The organism is Salinibacterium sp. TMP30, from assembly GCF_038397785.1.
Classification (GTDB): Bacteria; Actinomycetota; Actinomycetes; order Actinomycetales; family Microbacteriaceae; genus Rhodoglobus.
Window position 1 is genome coordinate 2,045,532 of record NZ_CP151642.1, and the last position, 25,841, is coordinate 2,071,372.

Below are 25,841 nucleotides of genomic sequence, written 5' to 3' on the forward strand. Positions count from 1 at the left end.
GATAAATCGGGGCAACGCTGGCCCCCAATCGCGGGCGAACAAGCTATTCGCTCGGCTACTTGCTCGGCTTGGTACCCGTGATCGCCGAGCTCACGAACTTGCCGAAGAATGGCGAGCGCAACAGCGCGAGAGATGCGCGACGCCCCCACAACTGAAACGCAGTGCGCGGAAGGAAGCCGCTAGCGGCACGACGCCCGGCGGCCTGCTTCTCAAGGACAACCGGCATCCACTCGTCTTCGTATTCGGCGAATGCGGCGCTGAGTTCAACACCACTCGTGATCTTCTCGACCAGAAGCACTCCTCCGGCGATCGCGAGCGAAGCGCCCTGCCCCGCAAGCAACGACACTGCCTGGCACGCATCGCCAGCGAAGACAACACGGCCACGGCTCCACACCGGCAACTCCACCTGGGCAACTTGGTCGTAGTACACGTGCTGCGGGTCAGGGCACTTCTCGAGAGCCTCGGCGACGTCATCACCCATTCCCTCATAGGCCGCGAGAATGGCCTCCCGCGGGCTAGCAGGGAGAACCGGATCGCTGACTCGGTGAGCAGCAAAAAGAGCTACCCTGCCATCGCGCAAACCATAAAGCCCGACCATGCGATCCAGCTCATCGGTTGACACTAGCGCGTCGCCCAATGTGTCGTGCAGTCGCGGAGAATCGAAAATATAGGCGCACGTGTGCATGCCCAGTTGCCGATCAAAAGCCGCCGAATCGCCAAACAGGCTGTGACGCACCGCCGAATGGATGCCATCAGCCGCCACCACAATATCGCCAGAGATCCGCGACCCATCCGCCAACACCGCCGTCACGTAATCGGTGCGATCTTCCACATCGACCACCGCGCTTGAAAAACGCACATCAACACTGTCGGGAAGTACCTCGAAGAGTGTCTGCTCAAGATCTTGGCGCATAAGACTCATAAGCTTGCCGCCCTCATTGGCGGCGACGATGCCGTAATCGACTGACCGGCTGCGACCATTGGGCCGCACGAAACGTGCCTCACGAATCGGGTAATGAAGTTCACGCAGCCGCTCGAGAATGCCAATCTTCTCCGCAGCGTCAAAGCCCGGGCCAAAGAAATCGATCATGTAGCCCTGAGTGCGACGCTCAGGTGCGGCCTCGAGGAGCGTCACCTCCCAGCCATTGCTCGCCAACTGACCGGCGACCGTCAGCCCCGCAATTCCTGCTCCACACACTATGGCTTTAATAATCGCGCCCTTTCATTACTGCCCTAACACCTGACACAAATAATCGTTCGCAAACATTCGACCAGGGTCTAGTCGGTCACGAACCGCCAGGAACTCATTGAAACCCGGATACGTTGCCGCCAGCGACTCGGCATGCCGGTTATGCAGTTTTCCCCAATGAGGGCGCCCATCGTGAGCAACCATAATCGCCTCAACTTCGCGAAAGTACTCGCTCGGGTCCTCGCGCCAATACCGGTGCACCGCGACATATCCGGTTGCCCGCCCTGACGCGGTTGACAGCAGCAGAGAGTCCGCCGCCGCCGAGCGCACCTCGATCGGGAATGAAACTCTCCAATTGCGGCCGGCGATCAGTTTCTGGATGGCGCGTACGGCATCCGGCACCGCTTCCACCGGCAGGGCGTATTCCATCTCGCGAAAGCGCACGGTGCGATCTGTCACGAATACGCTGCTGGAGACGTCAGTGAATTCGCGGTTGCCCGAAAGCTTCACGGCGAGTCGGTTGATGGGAGGGATAACCGCGGGAGCTGCCGTTCCCGCAGCAACGATCGCGCGGAACACACCGTTGGCCATGAACTCGTCATCAAACCAGCGAGAAAACTTGGTAAGTGGATGCCGCGGCGCATCTGCGGGCAAGCGCGTGTTGCTCTTGGTCAGTGCCGTCGTGGTGTGGGGCCAGACATAGAACTCGAAGTGGTCGGTTTCGGCGCTGCGTTGCAGCCACTCCTGCAGGACGGTGTCAGCGGGTTCTGGCCGTTCGACCGCGTGCAGGAGGAAGGTGGGAACATACTCGATAGTGACGTCGACAAGCACTCCGAGTGCGCCGAGCCCGAGGGCTGCGGCCGAGAGTAGTTCTGGGTTTTCTTCGGCGTTGATGTGCAGCACCTCGCCCGCGGCGGTGGCGAGCGTGACGCCGCGCACTTGGGCGGCAATACCGCCGAAGCGTGCACCGGTGCCGTGGGTTCCCGTGGAGATCGCGCCAGCAATCGTTTGGCAGTCGATGTCTCCCATGTTGGCGAGGGCGAGACCGAGAGGTTCGAGAAGGGCAGGCAGTTGGTGGAGGTGGGTGCCCGCGCCGAGGGTGACGTGGTTTTCGTCAACCGCGATAACACCATCGAGTGCCCCAACGTCGAGGTGGAGACCGGCGGTCGCGGCAATCGAGGTGAAGCTATGGCCGGCACCCCACGCTTTCACGGTGAGCCCGCGATCGCGCGCAAAGTTCACCGCTGCGATGACCTCGTCAACGCTCGCCGGTTGGGCAGTGAATTCTGGGCGGCTGCGCTGAGAACGACCCCAATTGCTCCATTCGGTGCCGGGGCGAATGCCCACAGGTGCCGTCACAGGAAGGCCTTTCCTTCTCCACGGTAAGTGGGCACCGTTTCGATGATGCGACCGGTGTCGACCACCGCAAACTCGTTCAAATGCTCAGACAGCTCACCCGCTTTGGTGTGGCGAAACCACACCCTGTCTCCCACCTCTAAGGCTTCGGCTGCGGGCCCAGTGAGCGGTGACTGCACTTCGCCTGCGCCCTCGCGGGGCAAATACTTGAGACCCGCGGGCCACACCGGCTGGGGCATCCGGTCGGGGCCCGGTTCTCCGGAGGCGATCCACCCACCACCGTGAACCGTGGCGATGTGTGGCGAGAATTTGCGGTCGACGGACAGCGCGAATGCGGCAGCTGGGGCCGGAGCGAAGTGGCTGTACTGGTCGAAAAGGTGTGGGCCGAACAACCCGCTGCCGGCAGCGACTTCGGTAACAGCGGGATCGTCGGCAGTGGATTCCAGCGATCCCGTGCCTCCCCCGTTGACGAACTCAAGCTCGGCTATCTCGCGGATCGAAGCGACGATCTCACCGCGGCGCGTACGCAACTCCTTAGCCGATGACCGCTGAACGACATCAAGCATTTGCCCATAGAGAGGTCGGCTCGGCGGACGATTGCCGACACCCGCGATTTGCGCTTCGTAAGCCATAACACCCACGAGAGTGAAGCCGTCACGATCAACCACCGTGCTCGCGAGGCTGCGCGCTTGAGCCGCCGAGTGCACCGGCGAACGGTGTGCACCGACGTGGCCGAGCAGAGGAGACTGCCACGAGGCATCAATGTCGATGCACACCCGAATCGTTTCGCGATGGTGCGGTGAAAGAACCGAATCAACAAAGTCGAGGTGCTCAACAGAGTCGATCATGATGGTGACGCGTTCCGCGAGCGCCGGGCTTGTGCCGAGTGCAGCGATAGCGGCACGATCCACTGTGGGATAACCGACCACGACATCGTCGATGGTGTCGGCAAGCCAGAGTGCCTCGGCGAGGGTGTAGGCGAGAACGCCCCGGTAGTCATCGAAGGCGAGTACGGCATCCATTACTTCGCGGACACGAATCGATTTACTGGCGACACGGATGGGGAGACCGGATGCTCGTCTCACCAGATCGGCAGCGTTGTGCGAGAGCGCATCGAGTGACAGCACACCGTAGGGTGTGTCGAGGGCTGCGGTTGCTTCGCTGAGTTGCTTCCAGTAGTGCTCGGGTGTGCGCCAGGGGCTTGCGGGAGTGCTGAGCAGCTTCACAAAGTTCCTTCGGGTGCACGGCGGTTGGCCAGAGTGCGGAATCAGCGCCTTGGTTGTTCAACTTTCCCAGAACCACACGCGCAACACAACGACACCCGCGCACGCGGCGGGCTTTCGGCACCCGGCACCTCGGCGTCGGCTGCTAGGCGCTGAGTTGCCCAACCGCATGAGCGATCACGAGGGCAAGCATCACGAACGCGCCGAGGGCCTGCACCAGCAACAGACCCTTCACTCTCGGCGAGAGCGGCATCGCGGCCCCAGGGCTAAACGCCATCGAACTAATCGCCGATTCATACAGATAGTCGACGAATGACGGAGTCCAGTCGATGCGTGCGGATGAGCGGCCCGCGACCTCCTCGATGGCGTCGTGATCCTCATCTTGAGCAAAACGGAAGTCTGCGAGCGGGAGTTCGGAGCGTTCGCTGGTGTGCCGCGTCACCGGACCACCACGATCGAGCTCCCAGTAGACGATGGCGAACGCAATCATATTGGTGAGCCATACCTGGGTGGCCGCGATCAACATCGACGGTCCATCCTGAGTGCCGGTGGTGATGAGCTCAATGACGACAAGGACGAGTGCCGCCACATTTGCGGTTGCCAGCAGCAGCCCGAGCCCCACTGATAGCGCGCGCGACCACGACGTTTGTTTCACCAAGCGCACAGGGTTGAGGGCGATCACGGGGATCAGCATGGCGAGCCCGAGCGTCACGACCACGATTCGCACAGGCAGCGGCATGATCGCGGTCGGAAGAAATGCGTAGCTGGCAAGAACAACAAGCACTCCGGCTGCGGCCGGCCACCGGTGCTCGCCTCGCGCATGCCGTTTGATGAGCTTGTCTTGCTGAGCATCCACATCAGCTTCAGCGCGTGATTTCTTGGCCATAGCTCATTATCACTCTCGACTTGACGGATTGTGGGCGGTGACCTTAGGTAAAGGAATGACTTTTGCAAACGTAGGCACCCTCGGGGTACAGCCCGGCAATCGCGATGCCGTTGTCGCGATTCTCACGCGTCGCAGCACCGACCTCGATGGGGCCGGATGCCTCAGCTATGAGGTTGGCGTCAGCGACGAGCATCCCGACACTGTGTTCGTTTCTGAACTCTGGACCTCGGCCGAAGCCCACCAGGCTTCGCTGCAACTCGCGAGCGTTCAGGCAGCAATCAAGGAAGCCATGCCGTTGCTCAACGGACAAATGGGCGGCAACCGTTTTGAGGTAATTGGGTCGCCGTTGCGGGCTTAGTGTTTGCGATGGGTGGCGCGAGTGAAGCCCGGCAGGCCGCTACTTTTGCGCAGCATGCGCCAAAAGATCCACGCCAGCAGCCCAAAACCAGGAAACAGGATGAGGGCCGCAACCCACAGCGCTGTCATTAGCGGCAGAACCGTGCCGTCTCGAACGGTGACAACGATCGCCCAGATAGTGACGACGTAGAACGCGATTATGCCCAGCACGATAGCGAACTGTACACCCGCGAAGTCGACCATGTTGTTTCCTCCTTGGCGAAACCCTGCTCTGACTTTGCCTTGAGGGTACTCCCGCTGCTGCGACTATGCGATGCGACGCTCGGGAAATAGCCACCGCACTAGCGCAAACCCGATCGCGGCACCGATGAGTTGTGCGGCGATGAAGCCGGGAGCGGAGGTTGGCGCGATTCCGGCAAAAGTGTCGCTGAAAATGCGGCCTATGGTGATCGCGGGGTTGGCGAAACTCGTGGAGCTGGTGAAGAAGTAGGCGCCGCCGATGTAGGTGCCGACAGCGATGGGCGCGAGGTGCGAACGGCCCGTGCGTACGAGGGCGAAGATCACGACGATGAGTCCGGCGGTTGCCACAACCTCGCTGAGAAAGTGGCCCGGTGTGAGGCGCGCTGTGGTGCTGAAGCTGACGGCAGGCTGCGCAAACATGAGGTTCGCGAGGATGGCGCCGACGACGCATCCGAGGATCTGGGTGGGAATGTAGAAGGCGGTGTCGCGCCACGACCGCAACCCGCTGAGCGAATCGACGATCGAGACGACCGGGTTGAAGTGGGCGCCGCTGACGGTCATGAACACGAGGATGAGCACGCCGAGCCCGAATGCGGTCGCGACGGCATTCTCGAGCAGTTGCAGCCCGACGTCGCCGGGCGACAGTTGTTGGGCTGCGATGCCGGATCCGATGACGACGGCGGCGAGGCCCGCGCTGCCCACAAATTCTGCGGTCAGCCGGCGGGCAAGGGCAAAGCGATGGGGCACGGTCATGGGGTGATCATACCGAAACATTGATAACTGTCTATGAATCAGCGTTCGGCGTTTAGACTGCTTGCTATGTCAGCGACCGCACCCCAAGCCTCCGAACGCGCCGTCGCCCAGCGCATCGCTCAGAGCATGCGGGCGATTGCTGATCCGACCCGGGTGCAGATTCTTCGACTGCTGATGGATGCCCCGGATGGCCGCCGCGGGGTTACCGACCTCGCCGGTCGCTTAGGTCTCACCCAACCGACCGTGAGCCATCACGTGCGCATCATGGCCAACGATGGCATTCTGCAGAGCACGCAGGAGGGTCGCCAGGTCTGGTATTCACTTGTGCAATCGCGGCTCGCTGACGTGTTCGACTTTGTGCAGCGCTCCCCCGCGGATGCCCCGGCCGCTGCCGTCGATCCGATCGTGCTCGAGCGCATCACAAACGACCTCGCGTTGCGTTTTGCCGGAGTCTTTTCTCGCGAAACTGTGGCCAAATATGTCGCCAGCAGCTACAAACTGTTGCGCCAGGGGGCTCCGCACGATCGCCACTTGTCGTCGCATACGTCGCGGTTCGCCGCCGACCGACTGGGGTCTCTTTCCGCAGCGGATGCCGCAGCAGCCGGTTCTGTCACTGACGTGCTGTTCGTGTGCGTGCAGAATGCGGGCCGTTCGCAACTGGCATCCGCGATTCTGCGCTCTCTGGCCGGAGATCGGGTGCGGGTATTGACTGCCGGATCGCAGCCGACCGAAACCATCAACCCGAAGATTGTGGCGGCACTCGACGAAATCGGCGTTTCGGTCAATGGCGAATACCCGAAGCCGCTGACCGATGAGGTCGTGCGTGGTGCGGATGTCGTTATCACGATGGGTTGCGGCGACGCCTGCCCCATCTACCCCGGTCGTCGCTACCTCGATTGGGAACTGCCCGACCCTGCCGCCATGTCGATGGATGGCGTGCGTGCCGTGCGCGATGACATCGATCGACGGGTGCGCGAACTGTTGCAGTCGCTGCCGCCGGTGAACGCTGGGTAAACTCATCGCAGCCAGCATCGTTGCCGCTCGCGCAATGCATAGACACTCATCTATGCTTAGGTCATGACCACTGAGACTGTCGCACCCCAGAAGCCTGTTGTTCTTTTCGTCTGCATTCATAACGCGGGTCGCTCGCAAATGGCTGCCGGCTACATGAACGCGCTGTCGAATGGCGCTGTCGAGGTGCGTTCGGGCGGTTCCGAGCCGGGTAATGAGATCAACCCGACCGCAATCTTGGCTATGGCCGAAGAGGGCATCGATATTTCGCAGGCAGTCCCTCAGCTGATGACGACCGACCAGGTGCAGTCGTCGGATGTTGTCATCACGATGGGCTGTGGCGACGTCTGCCCCATCTTCCCCGGCAAGCGCTACGAGGACTGGGAACTCGTCGACCCCAAGGGCAAAGGCCTCGACGAGGTGCGCCCCATCCGCGACGACATCAAGGCGCGCATCCAGAAGCTCCTCGCGGAGATTCTGCCCGTCTAAGTACCGCTAGGTGCGCACAAAGTCGCGCCGTCGTGCGATAAAAAAGGGTACCCCGACAGGGACTCGAACCCTGACTGGGATGATTTTAAGTCATCTGCCTCTGCCATTGGGCTACCGGGGCGCACCCCACGCAGTGCGTGGGGTACAGCATCACACTACTTGGGGCGTGACGCGAACTCTTCGAATGCGCGGCGCGGTTCTTCCCGTGCCTCAAGCGAAATTGTGTCGCGACCCCAGAAGAAGTTGGTGATCCAGTTGCTGAAGACGCGAGCCTTGCGCTCGAACATCGGCATTGCCAAGCCGTGGTATCCACGGTGCATGATCCACGCTGGGAAGCCCTTGACTGCGAGCTTTCCGGACTGGAAGACACCCTCGTACAGGCCAAGGCCGGCAACGGCACCCTGGTTCTTGTGGAAGTAGTCCTTGGTGCCTTCTCCACGAAGCGACGCAGTAATGTTCTTGGCCATGAGCTTGGCCTGACGAACAGCGTGCTGAGCATTCGGAACACAGAAACCGCCAACGCCACCACCGGTGAGGTCCGGAACAGCACACACGTCGCCAGCACCCCAAGCACCCTCGACAACACCGTCGTCGTTGATGACACGGAGGTCAGCCTGCACGCGCATGCGTCCGCGCTCGTCGGTGGGAAGGTCGGTGCCACGCAACACTGGGTTAGCCATTACGCCTGCAGTCCACACGATGGTGTCTGACTCGAAGCTTTCGCCGGTCGACAACTCAACCACGCCATCCACCGCAGACTTCAGCTGGGTTTCAAGGTGAATCTTGGCGCCGCGCTGATCAAAGTTCTTGATAACCCACTTGCTGGTTTCAAGCGAAACCTCGGGCATAATGCGACCCATAGCCTCGATGAGGTGGAAGTGGGTGTCTTCAAACTTGAGGTTGGGGTAAAGCGGCAGTAGCGACGAAGCAAGGCTGCGCATCTCACCGAAGGCCTCGATACCGGCGAAGCCGCCACCGACGACAACGAAGGTCAGGAGACGATCGCGCTCAGGGCCAGCAGGCAGGTTAGCGGCATTGTCGAAGTTGGTGAGGATGCGGTCCCGCACCTCAATGGCCTCTTCGATAGTCTTCATACCAATCGCCTGGTCCGCGACTCCCGGAATCGGGAACGTGCGCGACACAGCACCGGCAGTAACGACGACCAGGTCGTAGTCAATCTGCCAGGAGTCGCCCACTTCGGGCTGAATCGTTGCAGTCTTCGTTGCGTGGTCAATTCCGGTGACCTTCGCCGTGATGACCGTGGTGGTCTTCAGGTGGCGACGGTGGGGAACAACCGCGTGGCGAGGCTCGATCGAGCCTGCAGCGACTTCAGGCAAGAATGGCTGATACGTCATGTAGGGAAGCGGGTCAACCATGGTGACCTCAGCTTCGCCGCGGCGCAGCCATTTTTCGAGCTTACGGGCAGTGTAAAAACCGGCGTAACCGCCGCCGACAATCAAGATTTTTGGCACGAGTTAGAGTCTCCTAAAAGGGAAGTTCGCCACCAAACTTACTCTGTCTCGCGCGTACTCCTAAACCGACGCCAACCGGCAAGGCCCCACACGGCCATAATCGCCAGAAATATGCCATAAACAGCAAGCGGTACGCCCACGTTGCGAAGCATGCTCACGGTAGGAAGCAGGGTTCCGAGCGGGCTGACGGGGCCAGCAGCATCCGGTGCAGCATCCGGAACCGGCGCTGGGGTCGGACTAAACGTGGGTAGCGGCACGGCCGGTGACTCTGCGCGACGGTAGATCGTGATCCACTCGGCAAGACTGCCCATGGGGTTGCGCGAAACGAGCGGCACTTGTGCCTTCACCGCATCCTCGGCATCGATCAGCCCGAAACCGTAAATCGCATCGGTGCCCGGAGCACCAGTATCGTGGGCGGTCTTCACGATTCGGTTGATTACGTTGGCCGCATCGAGCTCCGGATGCGCAGCACGCACCAGCGCAACAATGCCCGCCACAATCGGGGTTGCCCCACTTGTTCCATTCCAGAGCACATGCGACCCACCAGGGGCAACCCCCACAAGGTCTTCGCTCGGCGCCGAGACACCGATCGTGATGCCCTGAGTGGATGCGTTGAAACTCGCCACACCGTTAACATCAACGCCGGCAACCGTAAGAACTCCGGGCATCGTTGCGGGCGCACCAACCGAGGTAGTTCCGCTTCCGCGGTTTCCTGCAGCCGCAACAACAACAACATCGTTGTCCATGGCATAGAGGAACGCGCTGTCCCAGCTGAGGGGCCAATCCAAAGTTTCGCGAGTGAGCGACAGGTTGATGACATCCGCCCCCTGATCCACGGCGTAACGCACGGCCTGTGCAATCTGGTCGTCTGAACTAATTTCCCCGCCCGTGAACCCGATCGAGATGGCCATAATGTTGGCTTCGGGTGCTGCACCGATCACGCCAGTGCCGGCCCCCGTGCCACGTCCGGCAGCCAGCGACGCAACAAGTGTGCCGTGTGCGGGATTCTCATCGCCAACAGGCTTCTGCCCATTGGGTGCGCCCTTACCCGAGAAGTCGGTACCACCCGTCACTGCGCCCACGAGCTCTTTGACACTTCCATCAACTCCGGTATCAATCACCGCAATCGTGACGCCGGCACCCTTCGTGGTCTGCCACGCAGCCTCAATACCGTACTCCTGAAGCCAATACTCTTGGTCGCGAACCGCATCCGCAGAGGCAGGTGTAGCCACCAACAGCGACGCCAAGCTCGCCATCAGTACAGCGCCGACCGCCCACCGCTTCATTGGCCCATCTCCTCTGGCGCCTTCGCCGAAACCGCGTTCGCCACAGCACTGTCAGTCGCAGCACTGTCAGTCGCAGCTTCCGAGTAGTCGGGGCACTGGCACACGGAGGGGCTCCACGAGGCACGCTCAAGAGCAATATCGCCAATAGGGTTCACTCCGGGGCCCGCGGCGAGCGAATGCCCGACGAGCGCGTGAAGACACTTCACGCGAGTGGGCATGCCGCCAGCAGAAACCCCAGCAAGCTCGGGAACGACCTCTACACCTTCGCGATCAGCAATGTACGCATCATGTGCTGCCTGATATTGCTCACCGATTGTGCCCTCAAGCAGTGCAGCCAGTTCAGGCATGTGTCCTTCGGCCTCAAGCGTTGACACGGATGCCGTAGCAGCCGGGTGACAGAGGTAATAGATGGTGGGGAATGGCGTTCCATCGCTCAACCGCGGCTTCGTCGAGACAACGGTCGGCGCGCCACACACGCAGCGTGCGGCGATTCCGATCACATCACGGGCCGGGCGACCCAGTTGACGCGACACAATGCGCACATCTTCATCGCTGACGGTGTCAAACGGTGGGGTGGTCATTGCGTTGGTCCTTCAATAACGGGAACTGTGAGCTCAGCAGGGGCGTCTTCGGTGAGACCGGCAGTGTAGATCGACGACACGAGAGTCTGCACCCAATCGATCTTGGTGGTCTGGATGCTCGTGCTCACCGGTACCCCATCGTTGGTGGTTACGTCGGCAGCATCACCGGTCACCAGGTAGCTCACTTCGCCGGGATACACGTAGTACAGCCGGTCGCGAGCTTGGGACTCAATGTAGGCTCGGTCGTCCCACCGGGCGACATTCTCGTTGAGGCTGTCGACGGACTCTTGGGCCTCATCCACTTCTGTCTGCAACTGGGCGATGGTCTGCTGTTGCTCTATGAGAATGCGCAGGTTGGGGGCGAGAACGATCACGGCGAGTATGAGTAAACCAAGCATGAGCACGGTGAAGCCCGAGAAGCGGATCGTGCGCAACCAGTGTTCGGGCGCGCTCTCCTCGGGCAGCGCTACCGCTACCTTTTTTGCTCGCACTCGCCTAGCCATGCGTTCGATGCTAGACGACGCTGATGGGCGCTAGCCGATGAACCGCGGGAAGGCGGAACGGCCGGCGTAAACTGCGGCATCGCCGAGCTCTTCTTCGATACGCAGCAGCTGGTTGTACTTAGCTACGCGCTCTGAACGGGCCGGTGCACCGGTCTTGATCTGGCCCGTGTTGAGGGCAACCGCGAGGTCAGCGATCGTGGTGTCTTCTGTCTCCCCCGAGCGGTGCGACATGACGGCCGCGTAACCGCTGCGCTGAGCGAGGGACACCGCATCGAGGGTCTCGGTGAGCGAACCGATTTGGTTCACCTTGACGAGGATTGAGTTTGCGGTGCCCATTGAGATTCCTTTGGCGAGACGCTTCGGGTTGGTCACGAAGAGGTCATCGCCAACGATCTGAGTCTTGGTGCCAATCTCGGCGGTGAGCTGAGCCCAGCCCTCCCAGTCGTCTTCGTCGAGCGGGTCTTCGAGCGACACCAGCGGGTAGTGAGACACGAGCTCTGCGTAGTACGCGCTCATTTCTCCGGCGGACTTCGAGGTGCCTTCGAAACTGTATGCACCATCTTTGTAGAACTCGGTTGCTGCGACGTCCAACCCAACAGCGATGTCCTTGCCCGGCGTGAAGCCAGCCTTCTCGATTGCTTCCATGAGCAGATCGAGGGCTGCGCGGTTGCTGGACAGATCGGGGGCGAAGCCACCCTCGTCGCCGAGGCCCGTGCTGAGTCCCTTGCTCTTCAGGAGGCCTTTAAGCACATGGTAGGTTTCGACACCCCAACGGAGACCCTCGCTGAAGGTGTCTGCACCGTGCGGAAGAATCATGAACTCTTGGATGTCGACATTGCTGTCGGCGTGCGAGCCACCGTTAATGACGTTCATCATCGGCACGGGCAGCACGTGTGCGTTGGGGCCGCCGAGGTAGCGGAAGAGGGGCAGGTCTGCGGAATCCGCTGCGGCCTTGGCGACGGCAAGCGATACTCCGAGGATCGCGTTTGCGCCCAGGTTTTTCTTGTTTTCGGTGCCATCAACGGCGATGAGCTCGGCGTCAACGAGGCGCTGGTCAGAAGCATCCAGACCTTCAATTGCTGGGCCGAGCTCGTCGATTACCGCGTCGACAGCCTTCTGCACGCCCTTGCCGAGGTATCGGTTCGTGTCACCGTCGCGAAGCTCGTAAGCCTCAAACGCACCGGTGGATGCTCCCGAAGGAACTGCGGCGCGCGACACTACGCCGTCCTCAAGCAAAACCTCAACTTCGACGGTCGGGTTTCCCCGGGAGTCAAGAATTTCGCGGGCGCCAACTGCTTCGATCAAAGCCACAGGGGATCTCCTTCAAGAAAGATTGTTTGGACTATTAGTGGTGGATGTCCGAGCGACAAGCCTACTCCGAGCCAGCAAGCGATGCCGACTCCGCAGGTAACGCGGAGTCTCGCGCTGCGGGGGCGCGAAACTGACCCGTTGCTAACAAAACAGTGACAAGGAGAAGAGGAACTAACCACCCGGTCCAGCCAAGAATGGTTGCTTCGAGTGGACTAAAGGTTTCGCCCGCCATAACAAACACCAGCGAGAACCCGGCCGCAGCGTTGAACGCACCGTGAGCTAGAGCCGCGGGCCATACAGACTCCGAGCGGATGCGCAGCCACGAGAACACCGCACCGATCACGATTGTCATGCCCACCATTGCCGCGAGCGCGAGCGCGCCGGGAGCATCACCGTAGTTGTAACCGAGCAGGATGAGCGGCGCGTGCCACAGCCCCCAGATCACGCCTGAGATCAGGATCGCCGGAACGACTCCTAGCGGTAGAAGTTTGGGCAGAAGCCAGCCACGCCATCCAAGTTCTTCACCGAGGGCGGGAATAACGTTCACGATCGAACCGATCAGCACATTGAGGAACTGGGCTGCGACGAGAAGACCAATGGGGATGGCAACGGGTGCCTGCCCGAATGCCTCAAGTTGGGCATCCACGGTCTCTTGAAAGCCGGAAAAGTTCACGAAATCCGCTGGATAGACACCGAACACCACACCGACAGCCAGCGCAGCGAGAATGAGTGCCGGCGGCACCACGAGGGCAAGCCCGAGATAGCGCAAGAACCGCCCCACCGGCCGAACCGAACCCAAGCCGAGCGCGCGACGTCGCGAGCGCCCATCCGGGTGCTTCTCGACAAAGAACACCACAATGAGAGCGGCGATTGCGGGAGTAAACATCATCGCGACTGTCACCCCATAAAACAGTGGCAGTGGGCTAGCGAGGCCCTCGCCCAGCCACAACGGGATTGCGATGAGCCACGACAGCCCAAAGCTGATGACCACATAGGTGACGATCGGAGCGGACTTGCGCATTACAACTTCTTCCCCCAAGTGAGCTGCCGCGTGCTGAGTTGTTGTGCTCTGAACTACTGCCCACTGAGCGGCTTGAATTCAAGGCTAGCAACGCTGAGAGTATCTGTGCGCACTGTTGCGAAACTCGTGAATCCGCTCTCACTCAGCTGATCGAGTAGCTGCGGCAACTTGCGTGGCCGCAGCTCGAGTCGCACACGTTTGCCATCCCGAATGAGTTCAGCTTGCAGACGCACGAGAGTCGCCGCGTCGACATCCGCGTCGTAGACGAGAGCAACCTGATCGTCGCTGTCAGCGTCATCCAATTCGACGAGATCAACGAGGCGCTCGAAGCCAAGCGAGAACCCGACGGCGGGAACTTCGCTGCCGAGGAAGCGACCGATCATGCCGTCGTAGCGACCACCACCACCCAGCGAATAGCCGAGAGAGGGGTGAGCCACCTCAAAGATTGCCCCCGTGTAGTAGCCCATTCCGCGCACCAACCATGGATCGAACTCGATGAGGGCCCCCGAAGTGCCTCGACCGGCTTCGACCGCGTGACCAATAGTCGCGATTTCGGCAATGACCGCCTCGTTGACGCCCGCGGGGAGGGCAGCCCGGATGGCATCCGCCGTGAATTCTGGCGTTGTCTCTGGCTGCGGGCGTGTGAGAAATTCGGCGAGCGCCGCAACCGGTGCATCGGGGAACGCACGTTCGCGTAGTTCTGCGACCACGCCGTCAGCGCCGAGCTTGTCGAGCTTGTCGACGGTGATCAACACGGACTCGTGTTCCTTCGACGGGAACCCCAGCGCAGTGAGCGCACTCGTGAGAAGGCGACGGTCGTTGATTCGAATGGTGCACCCCTCGATACCGAGGGCGTCGAGCGTTGCGGCAGTGGCTGTGATCAGCTCGATCTCGGCGCTCGCGCCAGGCTCCCCCATGATGTCGATGTCGCACTGCACGAATTGGCGGTAGCGCCCCTTTTGCGGTCGTTCAGCTCGCCACACCGGGGCAATCTGAATTGCCCGGAACACTTTTGGCAGTTCAGCACGGTGGGTGGCGTAGAACCGGGCGAGCGGCACCGTGAGGTCGAAGCGTAACCCTAGGTCGGCAAGATCGAGAGCTTCGGATGCCGCCTGCAGCTTGTCAGCGGTGAGCCCCCGCTTCATGACAGCGAACGCGAGCTTCTCGTTGTCGCCGCCCAAACCGGAGTGAAGCCGTGAACTGTCTTCCATCACCGGGGTCTCGATTTCATCGAACCCGTGTGCGCGATAGCTGCCCCGGATCACACCGAGCACCCGCTCACGGTGGGCTTTATCTGCGGGGAGGAAATCGCGCATGCCGCGAGGAGGGTTAACAGTTGACGCCATGATTTCTATTCTCTCGTACGTGGCAATTTTTCGTGGCTAGCGTGTTACTTCGCCAATGTGGGATTCGATGCGGTCTCGATGATGCTGCACCGCAGCGTTAAAGACGGCGTTTGAGGCGACAAGGTTCTCGTTCACCATGAGATCGAATTGCATTCCCTGCAACGTATTGACGAGCAGTCGAGACTCGATTACCGCCTGCTCCCGGTCGACGCCTAATGCGACGAGCGCACGGGCACCAAGGTCGACCCATTGATGGAAAGAGTGGCGTGTGACGGCGAACTGGTCGCGCTCGACTGCTTCTAGCAGTCCTGCCTCCAGTTCAAGCCGTTGGCGGTGCAGGTTTTCGGGCAGCTGAGTCCACTGCCACGCCGAGTAGAGACTCGCTATGTACTCGTCGACGGTAGCGGCCGGCAAATCCGCGGCATCCTGTGCTGTCATTCCCCTCACGTTGGCACGAACGATCTCGCGCACGAGTTCAGCACGGGTGCCGAAATGGTAAACAAGCGTGAAGGTACTGACGTCGAGAGCTTTCGCGAGCGAACGGAAGGTGAGGCTAGACAGCGGCCGATCAACAAGGAATTCGAGTGCTTGCTTAATCAGTGCTGGCTTGCGGGTCGGGTCGGGTTTGCGAGCCATAATCATTAACATAACGGGTGTTTGCTTATCAAGTCGGTAACGGTTATGATTTCTCCTTGTGCCAACAGTCCGCTTGCGGCGCCCATTCAACTAGAAATCCCTTCACCAGGGGCTTCTCCAACGCTGGATCGGTTGGCCGGGTAATCCCACCGATCCCTCAGCGCGCGATGCCATAACTAGATGATCGACGTGCGATCACATGTCTCATCTACGGGTGTCGCGCCGGTGCCCTCTCTATTCGGGTTAGGGAGGGCACCACCCTTTACCCGGGGCCCCGCTAGTTGTCGTCTGTCGTCGGCGATGTGAGGTCTGCCCGCGCAGACTCACCCTCGTGCGCCTGAATCTCATTGCTCAACCCGCGCAAAGCTGTGCGCAGGGCCCGCTCCGAATCAAGACCGTTAGCTTTCGCGGATGCCACAATTGCCAGCAATAGCGGGCCGAGTTCGTCTTCTTCCGTGACGTTGATCGCCCCCGGCGCTGTGGCATCCAACAGTCCCACTTTGTGGGCCCGCCCCAGAAGTTTGTCCGCGAGTGCAAGCGCGGGCATCCCCTGAGGAATACCATCGACGACACTCGTGCGATGCGGTTTCTCGGTTTTCTTCAGGTCGTCCCACACCGCGATGACGTCGTCAGCCGTTTCTGCGGTCGTGTCGCCAAAGACGTGGGGGTGGCGGCCGATCATTTTGGCGGTCATGTTCGCCGCAACATCTTCGAGGGTGAATTTTCCTGCTTCAGCTGCAATGTCGGAGTGGAAAAGCACCTGATAGAGAACATCGCCGAGTTCTTCGACCATGTCGGCCGGGTCTCCCGCCTCAATTGCCTCGACGAGTTCGTAAGTCTCTTCGACGAGGTACTGCACGAGAGACTCATGGGTTTGTTCGCGATCCCATGCACAGCCGCCAGGCGCACGAAGTCGCTCTAGCGTGCCGATCAATTTCTCAAGCTCGGGGTGGGGTGCGGAAGGCTCGGTCATGGCACTATCTTCCCACCTTCAAAAATAAGTGAAAGTCACGTACGGATTCGAGTATGTCGCACTCAAAAACGACTGCGAGATGAGCCACCATGTGGGTGTGGCCGCGACGAATAAAAACCCTTCGGCCGCCGCGCGTAAACCTCCAACGCGAAAATCGAGGAGCCGGATTGCTGGCGTTCTGATTCGTCTTGTTCGACCGCTGCTCAAGGTCAACCTGTTGGGCTATCGCGCTGAAATGGCCAATTCGCTCTTTCCTGATGGGCCGCCCGAGGGCGAGGTTCCCGGAGCCAATCCGATACGAATGCTCTTCATAGGGGACTGCGCCGCATCTGGCTATGGTGTGCTCAACCACGGACTCGCCGTCGTCTCCCAGACCGCGCGCTATGTCGCAAGCGACCACAACCGAGGGTGCTCGTGGACGACCATCACCGACCCAGAACTCACAGCCATCCGCAGTGCAACACAACTCGCCAGTGTCACGACCGACATCACCTTCGATGTTGTGGTTGTGCTCCTCGGGCCCCCGATGTGCTGGTGGGAACAGCGGCGGAGGAATGGGCGTCGAGCCTGACACGCGTCGTCGAGCAAGTGCGAAAGGCCCCCGACTCCAACTGCCCGGTGGTTCTAGCCGCAATTCCGCCGATGTACCGGTTTCGCCCCATGCCGGACTTTGTTCGGCGCGTCTTCGCGCTTCAAACCCATCGCCTCAACCGCACCTCACGCGCGGTCGCAGACACGCTCCCCCGGGTCAGCTATTCTCGGTTTCCCCCGATGGGCTCTGACGGGACTTTCATCATGGAAGTGTTGAGCTGGCGCACAATTCATTCTCTTTGGGGCAAGCAGCTGGGAAGAGATGTCTCACTGGTTGTGGGTTCGGGCGACCAAGCAAACTAGCCCCTCCGCGCCGTTGACCTCACCAGGACCATGCAGTCGATCTGGCCGAGGCGTGCGAGAATCATCCGGTGGCCGACCAGCACAAACGCCCCCGACGTGTCGCTGCCGCTATCGCTACTGCGGTCGTCGGAATCGTCGTGATCACCGGATGCTCCGGAGTTTCAGTGCCGGGATTCCCTGACACCCATAGCGGATCTCCCAGCGCACCAGCGACATCCGCCGATCCAGAGTCTGACAGCGAAACAGGCGACGGCGATGCCGTGTCTGAGGGCTCCTCATCCGGGATCCCCTCTGGCGCTTTCGAGGCGACCGTCAACTATGTGCGCGATGGCGACACCCTCTACCTCGATAACGGAAACACCGAGCTGAAGGTACGACTGATCGGAATCGATACCCCCGAACTCGACAGCCAGTACAACCCCGATGCCGGCGAATGCTATGGCGAAGAGGCACGCCAACTTCTCCGCGACTTTCTCCCGGTAGGCACAACGGTCTGGGCGCTCGAGGATCGTGAGTCTGAAGACCGTTACGGCCGCTCGCTGCTCTATGTGTATCTCAACGACGGGACCTTCGTAAACCTTGCCATGATTGAACTGGGCGCCGCCGAATCGCTCAAGGTGGGGCTCAACGACCGCTTCTGGCCTCAGTTGCGCGAGGCCGAAGACCAGGCCTACGCTGCGCAACGGGGAATGTGGGGTACCTGCTAGCCGGCAACTCAGCCAACGCATGGCACGATTGGTGGATGCTCGACCCCTCCAATCCCGTCATGCTCGTGCTCTTGTGGCTCACCCTCGTCGGGGTGCTTGCAGCACTTGCCCTGCGCACGTTCCGCCGGGATCAGCGCGAGTATCGCCGCTTCAAGAGATTTCGCACCACGAAACGTCGCCAACTCATGTTGCGTCGCTGGCTGATCATCTCGTTTACCCTGTTCGGTGGAATGGCTGCGGTGACGCTCGTAGCCAGTGGCAGTTTCGCCGCTCCCCTACTGGCAGAGGTGCAGGCCTGGCCCTGGGTGTCGTGGCTACTTTCTGTGCTCGCCGCCAGGCCATCGGTGACGTCCGGCGTCATCATCGGCGTCATCATCGGCGTGGTCGGCCTCACGGTCGTCGGTGTCGTCGCGGTGCGAAAAGAGGGTGATGAGATCGTCAGCGTTGGTGACATTCAGGCGATCCTGCCACGTAACCGCCAAGAGCTTGTGCTGGGCGGGCTCCTGTCGATCAACGCCGGGGTGGTCGAAGAACTTCTCTTTAGGCTCGCCCTGCCCGCACTGCTCTTCGCGACAACCGGCAACGCCATTGTTGCGGTTGTGGGAAGCCTGCTGCTGTTTGGTCTCCTGCACTCGTATCAGGGGGTTGCGGGCATCGTCATCACGACGGTGATCGGAGCGCTCTTCATGGCACTCTATGTGCTGAGCGGCAGCATCCTCGTTGCTATTATCGCCCATGCTGTGGTCGATTTGCGGTCGCTCGTCGTGATTCCGATGGCTGTTAGCCGCGTCCACCTCATCGACGGACGCCTCAATCCGTTCGCATTCACTCCGAAAAGGGAAACGGCTGCCAGTGGTGCACGCGCTGAGCCACCAGCCGTCACCCCGACCGAAAACTGACTTTCGCCACTGACGTCACGCACTACGACTTTGCGGAATCTGCCTCTGTAGCTACGGTTTCGTCCACTGCAGCTTTCTCAGCTGCCGCAAGCTCGGCAAGCTCTGTGGCGGTGTCTCGCCCACCAAAGATTGATATCAGCAGGTCGTTGGTCCACTCGATCAACTGACCATCGTTGGCACCTGGCGGCAGCGGGATAATCGCCGCCGATGCTGCGGCGTGATACTTCGATCCCGGATACATGCGCTGCAATCGCACCTGAATGGAGTCGAGAAGGTGTGCCGGCGCAACGCGAAGCTTGTCGCCCATCACGACCACCTCGCTGAGGCTCGCCTTCTGTGCCATGCGGCGCAGTCGGGATACCGCAATGAGATGCTGCACTTGCTCGGGCGGCTCTCCATAGCGGTCGCTCAACTCTTCGAGCACACGATCAATGCTGTCAGGGGATGCCGCGGGTGCACTGGCCGTCGATAGCTTTTGGTATGCCTCGAGTCGCAGTCGCTCGCTCTCCACATAGTCTTCGGGAATGTTCGCGTCTACCGGAAGCTCGAGGCGCAGCTCGGTTTGCCCCTCGGCAACGTCTCCCCGGAAGGCCGACACGGCTTCACCGATCATCCGCAAGTAGAGGTCGAATCCGACCCCGGCAATGTGGCCTGACTGTTCGCCACCGAGCAGGTTTCCGGCTCCCCGAATTTCGAGGTCCTTGAGTGCGATCTGCATTCCAGCACCGAGCTCATTATTGGCCGCGATGGTGTCGAGGCGTTCATGAGCGGTTTCACTCAGCGGCTTTTCTTCGTCATAGAGGAAGTAGGCGTATGCCCGTTCGCGACCACGACCGACACGTCCCCGCAGCTGGTGGAGTTGGCTCAGCCCATACTTGTCAGCACGGTCGATGATCAGCGTGTTCGCGTTAGCGATGTCTAGTCCGGTCTCAATGATGGTCGTTGACACGAGAACATCGAATTTGCGCTCCCAGAAATCGACCATCACTTGCTCAAGCACTGCCTCAGGCAGTTGCCCGTGGGCAACAGCGATGCGAGCATCCGGAACCAACTCGGCAAGCTTTGCCGCCACCCGGTTGATCGAGCTCACTCGGTTGTGCACATAGAACACTTGGCCTTCGCGCAGCAGTTCGCGCCGAATTGCTGCAGAAACCTGGCGCTCGGAGTAGGGCCCGACGAAGCTCAAGATAGGGTGTCGGTCTTCTGGCGGTGTCGCCAGGGTCGACATTTCGCGGATTCCTGTGACAGCCATCTCGAGGGTTCGAGGAATCGGGGTTGCCGTCATCGCCAAGATATCGACGTTGGTCTTGAGCTTCTTGAGAGCATCTTTGTGCTCAACGCCGAAGCGTTGCTCTTCATCGATGATTACGAGCCCGAGGTCTTTGAATGAGATGTTTTTCGACAGCAGACGGTGGGTGCCGATGACGACATCCACGGTTCCGTCGGTGAGACCGGCAATGGTTTCGCGAGCCTCTTTGTCGGATTGGAAACGGCTGAGCGCTCGCAAGTGCACGGGAAAACCGGCAAAACGGTCAGCAAAGGTCTCTATATGCTGGCGCACGAGTAGCGTAGTCGGCACAATCATCGCCACTTGCTTGCCATCCTGAACGGCCTTGAATGCGGCGCGCACGGCAACCTCGGTCTTGCCGTAGCCCACGTCACCGCTCAGCAGCCGGTCCATCGGAACCGGGCTCTGCATGTCGGCCTTGACCTCATCGATCGTGGTCAGCTGGTCGGGGGTCTCGGCGAATGCAAACGCTTCTTCGAGTTCGCGCTGCCACGGAGTGTCCACCGAAAACGCGTAGCCTCTGCTGGCCATACGCGCGCTGTACAGCTTCACGAGTTCGACCGCGATGTCGCGCACAGCCTTGCGCGCCTTCGTCTTGGCGGCCGACCAGTCGCTGCCACCCATCTTGTTAAGCGTGGGAGCTTCACCACCGACGTAGCGCGACAACAGGTCAAGCTGATCTGTCGGAACATACAATTTGTCTCCGGGGTATCCGCGCTTGTTTGGTGCGTACTCGAGCACCAGAAATTCGCGCTGAGTCTTGACCGCATTGCGGCCACCGGTGCTCACCTGGCGGGTCACCAGCTCACGGAACTTGCCGATGCCATGAGTGTGGTGCACCACAAAGTCGCCACTCTTGAGCTGAATCGGATCGACAACGTTTTTGCGTCGCGTCGCCAACTTGCGCGTCGGGCGTGACGCATAACCCGCCGAACGACCAAAGAACTCGCCCTCGCTCAGCACCGCCAACTTGATGCCGTCAACTGAGAAACCGTAATCGATGGATGCTTGCAACAGGTATGCAACGCCCGGTTCCGCCGCGGCAGGGAACGACTCCACGGCACGCCCCGATAGCTCGCGTTCAGCCAGCAGGTCGGCGGTGCGCTCTACGAGACCGCTGCCCTCGGCAATGATTCCCACCGTCCACCCATCGGTCAGCAACTGGGCAACATGATCGAGAGCGCCATCGACTGTTCCGGCAAATGAGGGCATCGCTGAGGCATCAATGCGCACGTACTCGGATGCTTCTTCGGCAGAATCGAGCAGGCTTGTGGCATCCGCCTCACCAGAATCGAAGGTGCTGAGCGTCCACCACGGGCGCGAGCCAGCAGCTTCACGAAGCGAGTTGAGGGTGAGAAAATCACCGGCATCCAAGTCGATGGGTGCTTCGGCTCCAGCAGTTGCCGCGTTCCAGGCGGCACTCAAGAATTCGCGGTTCGTTTCAGCGAGATTCACCGCACGCGAGGCGACCTTTTCTGGGGACAGGACCGCGATTGCTGCATCCGCAGGGAGGTAGTGAGTGAGCGGCACCAGCTTGTCGACGAGAGCGGGCGCGAGCGACTCCATTCCATCAACAGGGATGCCCTCGGCAATCTTGGCGAGCATCGTCGACAGGCTGGGAAACTCGTGTTGCATCTCGCGGGCACGTTGGCGCACCGACTCGCTCAGCAGAACTTCGCGGCTGGGCACCAGCTCAGCAGACATAATCTCGCCCTCGATGGAGCGCTGATCGGCAACGGAGAACTCACGCAGTTGTTCAAGCTCATCACCAAAGAATTCCAGCCGCAGTGGATGCTCGTGGTTGGGTGCAAACACGTCGAGGATTCCGCCGCGCACCGCAAATTCTCCACGACGCGTGACCATGTCCACGCGGGAATATGCCAATGCGATAAGACGTTCGGATAGCGCTGAAAGATCGTAGTTGCGGGCACCGGCCGTTAATCCAATGGGCTCAATCTCGGTGAGGTTGTCGGCGATGGGCTGGAGCGCTGCTCGCACAGAAGCCACCAACACAAACTGCCCGACAGGGTTCTGTTGCCAGCGTGCCAGATCGCGCAGTGCCTGCATCCGCTTTCCGACAGTCTCAGCGCTCGGGCTCAATCGCTCATGAGGGAGAGTCTCCCACGCCGGAAACTCGACAATCTGGGCTTCGGGAAGGTAACTGGTGAGCGAACGGCGCAGCGATTCGGATTCGCGGCCCGTCGCGGTGATGGCGAGAAGAGATCGTGGCGCAGCCGTCTTCGTGAGCAGACCACCTAACAGGGGCGCCCGTAAGCCCTCAACGAGTGAGAAGTCTGCGCTCTGCTGAGAAAAACGAAGTGCGTTCTCCACAGTTTGGGCGCGCGAGAGCGCTGAGATAAGTCCGTCGAGAGTCACCGGAGGAGTCTACTCGCGGCTGCCGACAGCACGGTGCGAGTTCACCCACAGCGCAGCAAACTACCGCGGTCCGTGGAAGCGCTGTTGTGCGGCTTCGAGGCCTTCGCTCGCGACGAGAGCAACGGCATCCGCTGCATCGCTGAGAAGGTTGGGCAGCTCGCTGCGCTCATCACTGGAGAAGTCGCGCAAAACAAAGTCGGCGGCAGGCTGACGGCCAGGAGGCCGACCAATGCCCACCCTTACGCGCGTGAAGTCTGGCGAGCCAACAGCAGCAGCGATATCGCGGATGCCGTTGTGACCGCCGTGGCCGCCACCGCTCTTGAGCTTCACAGTATCGAAATCGATATCGAGCTCGTCGTGCACCACAATGAGGCGTTCGATCGGAATCTTGTAAAACCGCATGAGTGCAGCTACCGGCCCACCCGAAAGATTCATGAACGAATGGGGTTTAGCCAGAATCAGCTTGGGCCCCTCACCAAAACTGCGGCCCTCAGCAACCGCTGCGTTGGCTTTGTGGTTCTTGAAAGTGGCAGACAGCTCGTCTGCCAAGTGGGCCAACACCATGTGGCCCACGTTGTGGCGATTACCGGCGTAGCCGGGCCCGGGGTTACCGAGCCCGACTACTAACCATTGGTCATCCACGATTTCTCGCTTGCGAAAGAATCGAATTATTCGGATTCCTCGGTCGCTACAGCCTCGGCAGCAACAGCCGCGGCTTCTTCTTCAGCAGCTTCAGCCTCGACCGACGAGCGCGGGGTGCTCACGCCGATAACGAGAAGCTCTGGGTCGGAAAGCAGGACCGAACCGGTAATAAGGGTGACGTCCTTGGCGTAGATGTGCTCGCCCTCTTCAAGGCCCTCAATGTCGACGGTGAAGTACTCAGGAATATGAGTTGCTTCAGCCTCAACCGAGACGGTCGGTGCGTCGAGGTTGGCGATGGTGCCGGGAGCCGACTCACCAGTGACGTGGATCGGTACGTCAACGATGACCTTCTCACCCTTGCGGATGACAACGAGGTCGATGTGTTCGATGATCTGGCGAACCGGGTCCTTCTGCACGTCCTTGACCAGAGCAAGCTGGCTCTTGCCGTTGATGTCGAGGTCCAAAATCTGGTTCGACTTGCGCAGGATGAGCCCGATCTCGTGACCCGGGAGGGCAACGTGGATGGGGTCGGTGCCGTGACCGTAGATCACTGCGGGAATCTTGCCTGCAGCGCGAAGCTTGCGGGCTGCGCCCTTACCGAAGGCGTCACGGGCATCCGTGACGACGTGGTTGACGGTTGGCTTAGCCATTGTTGTCTCCTAAAGGACCAGTGGTCCGTGGGTGGGCACAGTGCGTGTTGGCGCAGTGCCCAGATCGATGTCTGTAATTCAACTCGAACGCCGGCAGACTTTTCGTCTGCCACGTGAGGAAAAGCCCTGTGACTTGCCCGCCGCGTCGATAACGGAACTCGAAAGTTCCCTCGCCGAAGTTCAACGCCTTAGTGTACACGGTCGCGCTGCCAAAGAATCGTTGACACAAACCAGTACTCTTGGAGCATGTCCGGAGGTCTTCACGCACGCGTGCTCAACGAACTGGGACTACACATCGTCTCGGGTGAGATTGACCCCGAATCCATAGTCCTCGCCGAACAGCTTGAGGAACGCTACGGAGTCTCCCGCTCGGTCATGCGCGAAGCCGTGAGAGTGCTCCAATCACTCGGAATGGTTGCCTCGGTGAAGCGGGTCGGGATGCGCGTGCAGCCCATGTCACGGTGGAACCTCTACGACCCACTCGTCATCCGCTGGCGACTTGAACAGGCCGAGAACGGCCAGCAACTGCGCTCCCTCACTGAACTGCGCAATGCCATCGAACCTCAGGCCGCACAGCTTGCCGCCACACATGCCTCCGACGACGCGGCCAGCGAGTTGCTGTCGCTGGCCGCGCGAATGCGGTCAGTGGGTCGCTCAGGTGACCTCGAACTGTTTCTTGAGCTCGACATCCGCTTTCACTCACTCGTTCTTGCAGCAAGCGGCAACGAAATGTTTGCACGGCTCGATCGTGTGATCGCCGAAGTGCTGACGGGCCGCACCAATCGCGGACTCATGCCATCGACACCACACGAAGAGGCACTGCAATGGCACGTGGATGTTGCTGACGCCATTCAGGGTAAGCGCCCCGCAGACGCCTACACCTCAATGGCGCAAATCATGAACCGCACTAGTGACGAGGTTGAACCTATTTGGGCGGGCGAACCGCGCATCTTCCTCGACTAGCTCGTGGTGAGCTAGACGACGACCGACATGCCACCATCGATAAAGATGACCTGGCCGTTGACATAGTCCGAGCCACTCGAGGCTAGCCACACTGCGGGGCCGCCGAGGTCGACGGGAGTTCCCCAGCGACGAGCAGGCGTACGGCCCAGAATCCAGTTGTTGAAGGTGTCATCGTCAACGAGCGCCTGCGTCATCTCGGTGTGGATATAGCCAGGGGCGATCGCGTTGATCTGCAATCCGCCGCTCGCCCACTCGGCCGTCATGGCACGAGTGAGATTGCGGATGCCGCCCTTCGAGACCGTGTACGGCCCGATAGTGGGGCGAGCAAGGTCGGCCTGCACCGACGCAATGTTGATGATCTTGCCCTCGCCACGCTGAAGCATGTGACGCGCAACCTCGCGACCGACGAGGAACGCGCTCGTGAGGTTGGTTGCGATAACCCGGTTCCAATCCTCCACGTCGAGATCGAGCATCGGTTCGCGGTGCTGGATGCCCGCGTTGTTCACGAGCACACCGATCGGACCAATGGATGCCTCGATCTCGGCAATAGCGGTGGCGACAGCCGCGGCATCCGCAACGTCAAACGCTCGAGCGTAGACGCGTTCGGCCCCGAATTCCGCGCTGAACTCGTCGCGCGCTGCGGCGAGCCGCTCTTCGTCACGACCGTTCAGCACGATCGTTGCACCGGCGTCAGCCAAAGCCTTGGCGATAACACGGCCAATTCCTCGGCTGGATCCGGTAACGAGGGCAATGCGCCCGCTGAGGTCAAACAGCGTGGATGCCACGGCT

Annotated in this window: 26 protein-coding genes and 1 tRNA gene; 7 read left to right on the top strand and 20 right to left on the bottom strand. The window is 60.6% G+C overall.

Annotated features, from left to right (window positions below; translation table 11 throughout):
- Nucleotides 1–55: 55 nt before the first annotated feature.
- The 4 genes from AADH44_RS09900 to AADH44_RS09915 all read right to left on the bottom strand — a co-directional run bounded on the left by AADH44_RS09900 (nucleotide 56) and on the right by AADH44_RS09915 (nucleotide 4,654).
- Nucleotides 56–1,198, bottom strand: a complete 1,143-nt coding sequence (locus AADH44_RS09900; protein WP_341952639.1) for an FAD-dependent monooxygenase — start codon at nucleotides 1,196–1,198, stop codon at nucleotides 56–58.
- A gap of 27 nt (nucleotides 1,199–1,225) precedes the next feature.
- Nucleotides 1,226–2,548 carry a D-arabinono-1,4-lactone oxidase gene (locus tag AADH44_RS09905; protein WP_341952640.1) on the bottom strand — a complete coding sequence of 441 codons (1,323 nt, stop codon included), beginning with the start codon at nucleotides 2,546–2,548 and terminating at the stop codon, nucleotides 1,226–1,228.
- The gene (locus tag AADH44_RS09910; protein WP_341952641.1) at nucleotides 2,545–3,771 is read right to left on the bottom strand and encodes an amino acid deaminase/aldolase; all 1,227 of its coding nucleotides are present in this window, start codon (nucleotides 3,769–3,771) and stop codon (nucleotides 2,545–2,547) included. Before AADH44_RS09910 ends, AADH44_RS09905 begins: the two co-directional genes overlap by 4 nt.
- A gap of 142 nt (nucleotides 3,772–3,913) precedes the next feature.
- Nucleotides 3,914–4,654, bottom strand: coding sequence for a hypothetical protein (locus tag AADH44_RS09915; protein ID WP_341952642.1), 741 nt, complete (start codon nucleotides 4,652–4,654; stop codon nucleotides 3,914–3,916).
- A 55-nt stretch (nucleotides 4,655–4,709) separates the two neighbouring features.
- On the opposite strand from AADH44_RS09915, the gene AADH44_RS09920 reads away from it, so the two are divergent.
- Complete coding sequence (locus AADH44_RS09920) at nucleotides 4,710–5,012, top strand: putative quinol monooxygenase (RefSeq protein ID WP_341952643.1); 303 nt, start codon at nucleotides 4,710–4,712, stop codon at nucleotides 5,010–5,012.
- On the opposite strand, the gene AADH44_RS09925 is transcribed toward AADH44_RS09920, so the two are convergent.
- Nucleotides 5,009–5,254 (bottom strand): PLDc N-terminal domain-containing protein, encoded by a 246-nt coding sequence (locus AADH44_RS09925; RefSeq protein WP_341952644.1) that lies wholly within the window; start codon nucleotides 5,252–5,254, stop codon nucleotides 5,009–5,011. The genes AADH44_RS09920 and AADH44_RS09925 overlap by 4 nt on opposite strands.
- 63 nt (nucleotides 5,255–5,317) lie before the next feature.
- The gene (locus tag AADH44_RS09930) at nucleotides 5,318–6,004 is read right to left on the bottom strand and encodes an MIP/aquaporin family protein (RefSeq protein ID WP_341952645.1); all 687 of its coding nucleotides are present in this window, start codon (nucleotides 6,002–6,004) and stop codon (nucleotides 5,318–5,320) included.
- A 66-nt stretch (nucleotides 6,005–6,070) separates the two neighbouring features.
- On the opposite strand from AADH44_RS09930, the gene AADH44_RS09935 reads away from it, so the two are divergent.
- Both AADH44_RS09935 and AADH44_RS09940 read left to right on the top strand, forming a co-directional pair.
- Nucleotides 6,071–7,018, top strand: coding sequence for a metalloregulator ArsR/SmtB family transcription factor (locus tag AADH44_RS09935; protein ID WP_341952646.1), 948 nt, complete (start codon nucleotides 6,071–6,073; stop codon nucleotides 7,016–7,018).
- Nucleotides 7,019–7,081: 63 nt separating this feature from the next.
- Entirely contained in the window at nucleotides 7,082–7,504 is a 423-nt protein-coding gene (locus AADH44_RS09940; RefSeq protein WP_341952647.1) for an arsenate reductase ArsC, read from the top strand.
- Between the two features lie 48 nt (nucleotides 7,505–7,552).
- Here the strand turns inward: AADH44_RS09940 and AADH44_RS09945 are convergent.
- From AADH44_RS09945 to AADH44_RS09990, 10 genes are all read right to left on the bottom strand, one after another.
- Nucleotides 7,553–7,625, bottom strand: a tRNA-Leu gene (locus AADH44_RS09945).
- 34 nt (nucleotides 7,626–7,659) lie between these two features.
- Nucleotides 7,660–8,976 carry an NAD(P)/FAD-dependent oxidoreductase gene (locus tag AADH44_RS09950; protein ID WP_341952648.1) on the bottom strand — a complete coding sequence of 439 codons (1,317 nt, stop codon included), beginning with the start codon at nucleotides 8,974–8,976 and terminating at the stop codon, nucleotides 7,660–7,662.
- Nucleotides 8,977–9,014: 38 nt separating this feature from the next.
- The gene (locus AADH44_RS09955; RefSeq protein WP_341952649.1) at nucleotides 9,015–10,262 is read right to left on the bottom strand and encodes a S8 family serine peptidase; all 1,248 of its coding nucleotides are present in this window, start codon (nucleotides 10,260–10,262) and stop codon (nucleotides 9,015–9,017) included.
- Nucleotides 10,259–10,843 (bottom strand): DUF501 domain-containing protein, encoded by a 585-nt coding sequence (locus tag AADH44_RS09960; RefSeq protein ID WP_341952650.1) that lies wholly within the window; start codon nucleotides 10,841–10,843, stop codon nucleotides 10,259–10,261. The genes AADH44_RS09955 and AADH44_RS09960 overlap by 4 nt, the downstream gene beginning before the upstream one ends.
- Entirely contained in the window at nucleotides 10,840–11,346 is a 507-nt protein-coding gene (locus AADH44_RS09965; protein ID WP_341952651.1) for a septum formation initiator family protein, read from the bottom strand. The genes AADH44_RS09960 and AADH44_RS09965 overlap by 4 nt, the downstream gene beginning before the upstream one ends.
- A gap of 30 nt (nucleotides 11,347–11,376) precedes the next feature.
- Nucleotides 11,377–12,657: a phosphopyruvate hydratase gene (eno, locus tag AADH44_RS09970; protein ID WP_341952652.1), complete on the bottom strand. Its 1,281-nt coding sequence runs from the start codon at nucleotides 12,655–12,657 to the stop codon at nucleotides 11,377–11,379.
- 61 nt (nucleotides 12,658–12,718) lie between these two features.
- Complete coding sequence (locus tag AADH44_RS09975; protein WP_341952653.1) at nucleotides 12,719–13,678, bottom strand: CPBP family intramembrane glutamic endopeptidase; 960 nt, start codon at nucleotides 13,676–13,678, stop codon at nucleotides 12,719–12,721.
- Nucleotides 13,679–13,731: 53 nt separating this feature from the next.
- Nucleotides 13,732–15,024 carry a histidine--tRNA ligase gene (gene hisS, locus AADH44_RS09980; RefSeq protein ID WP_341952654.1) on the bottom strand — a complete coding sequence of 431 codons (1,293 nt, stop codon included), beginning with the start codon at nucleotides 15,022–15,024 and terminating at the stop codon, nucleotides 13,732–13,734.
- 36 nt (nucleotides 15,025–15,060) lie between these two features.
- Nucleotides 15,061–15,660: a TetR/AcrR family transcriptional regulator gene (locus tag AADH44_RS09985; protein ID WP_341952655.1), complete on the bottom strand. Its 600-nt coding sequence runs from the start codon at nucleotides 15,658–15,660 to the stop codon at nucleotides 15,061–15,063.
- Nucleotides 15,661–15,937: 277 nt separating this feature from the next.
- A complete protein-coding gene (locus AADH44_RS09990; RefSeq protein WP_341952656.1) occupies nucleotides 15,938–16,633 on the bottom strand; it encodes a MazG family protein in 696 nt (231 codons plus the stop codon).
- 97 nt (nucleotides 16,634–16,730) lie between these two features.
- Between AADH44_RS09990 and AADH44_RS09995 the strand changes: the two genes are divergently transcribed.
- From AADH44_RS09995 to AADH44_RS10005, 3 genes are all read left to right on the top strand, one after another.
- Nucleotides 16,731–17,204: a hypothetical protein gene (locus AADH44_RS09995; RefSeq protein WP_341952657.1), complete on the top strand. Its 474-nt coding sequence runs from the start codon at nucleotides 16,731–16,733 to the stop codon at nucleotides 17,202–17,204.
- 391 nt (nucleotides 17,205–17,595) lie between these two features.
- A complete protein-coding gene (locus AADH44_RS10000; RefSeq protein ID WP_341952658.1) occupies nucleotides 17,596–18,234 on the top strand; it encodes a thermonuclease family protein in 639 nt (212 codons plus the stop codon).
- A gap of 35 nt (nucleotides 18,235–18,269) precedes the next feature.
- On the top strand, nucleotides 18,270–19,133 hold the full coding sequence (locus AADH44_RS10005; protein ID WP_341952659.1) for a CPBP family intramembrane glutamic endopeptidase: 864 nt from the start codon (nucleotides 18,270–18,272) through the stop codon (nucleotides 19,131–19,133).
- Between the two features lie 22 nt (nucleotides 19,134–19,155).
- On the opposite strand, the gene mfd is transcribed toward AADH44_RS10005, so the two are convergent.
- The 3 genes from mfd to AADH44_RS10020 are packed head-to-tail and all read right to left on the bottom strand — an operon-like array spanning nucleotide 19,156 to nucleotide 24,089.
- Nucleotides 19,156–22,797, bottom strand: coding sequence for a transcription-repair coupling factor (gene mfd, locus AADH44_RS10010; RefSeq protein WP_341952660.1), 3,642 nt, complete (start codon nucleotides 22,795–22,797; stop codon nucleotides 19,156–19,158).
- A gap of 60 nt (nucleotides 22,798–22,857) precedes the next feature.
- Complete coding sequence (gene pth / locus AADH44_RS10015) at nucleotides 22,858–23,439, bottom strand: aminoacyl-tRNA hydrolase (RefSeq protein ID WP_341952661.1); 582 nt, start codon at nucleotides 23,437–23,439, stop codon at nucleotides 22,858–22,860.
- Nucleotides 23,440–23,465: 26 nt separating this feature from the next.
- Nucleotides 23,466–24,089, bottom strand: coding sequence for a 50S ribosomal protein L25/general stress protein Ctc (locus tag AADH44_RS10020; protein WP_341952662.1), 624 nt, complete (start codon nucleotides 24,087–24,089; stop codon nucleotides 23,466–23,468).
- Between the two features lie 246 nt (nucleotides 24,090–24,335).
- Between AADH44_RS10020 and AADH44_RS10025 the strand changes: the two genes are divergently transcribed.
- Entirely contained in the window at nucleotides 24,336–25,052 is a 717-nt protein-coding gene (locus AADH44_RS10025) for an FCD domain-containing protein (protein ID WP_341952663.1), read from the top strand.
- An 11-nt stretch (nucleotides 25,053–25,063) separates the two neighbouring features.
- On the opposite strand, the gene AADH44_RS10030 is transcribed toward AADH44_RS10025, so the two are convergent.
- On the bottom strand, nucleotides 25,064–25,837 hold the full coding sequence (locus AADH44_RS10030) for an SDR family oxidoreductase (RefSeq protein ID WP_341952664.1): 774 nt from the start codon (nucleotides 25,835–25,837) through the stop codon (nucleotides 25,064–25,066).
- Nucleotides 25,838–25,841 lie beyond the last annotated feature (4 nt).